This is a genomic window from Salmonella sp. SAL4457 (assembly GCF_046548235.1).
Classification (GTDB): Bacteria; Pseudomonadota; Gammaproteobacteria; order Enterobacterales; family Enterobacteriaceae; genus Salmonella; species Salmonella enterica.
This window is the reverse complement of the sequence record NZ_JBGDZO010000504.1, coordinates 1-271: the sequence shown is the minus strand read 5'-3', so window position 1 is coordinate 271 and position 271 is coordinate 1. Positions and strand designations below refer to the sequence as shown.

The 271-nt window shown below is 63.5% G+C and carries 1 protein-coding gene; it reads left to right on the top strand.

Annotated elements, in window-relative coordinates; genetic code table 11:
- A partial coding sequence (locus ACLJNW_RS25240; protein WP_410961366.1) for a polyprenyl synthetase family protein occupies positions 1-271 on the top strand: 271 nt, incomplete at both ends.

Here is a 271-nt window from a genome sequence, read left to right as displayed (position 1 = left end):
CCGCCAATGCCCTGTGGGGCAACGCGCCGAGCGTGCTGGTAGGCGACTTCCTTTATGCCCGCTCCTTCGAAATGATGGTCGAGCTGGGTTCCATGCCGGTCATGCGCATCATATCCCAGGCCACCCGGGTGATCGCCGAGGGCGAAGTGCTGCAATTGTCCAAGGTACGCGACGCCAGCACTACCGAAGAGACCTACATGGAAGTGATCCGCGGCAAGACCGCGATGCTTTTCGAGGCCTCGACCCACAGCGCCGCCGCGCTGTGCCAGGC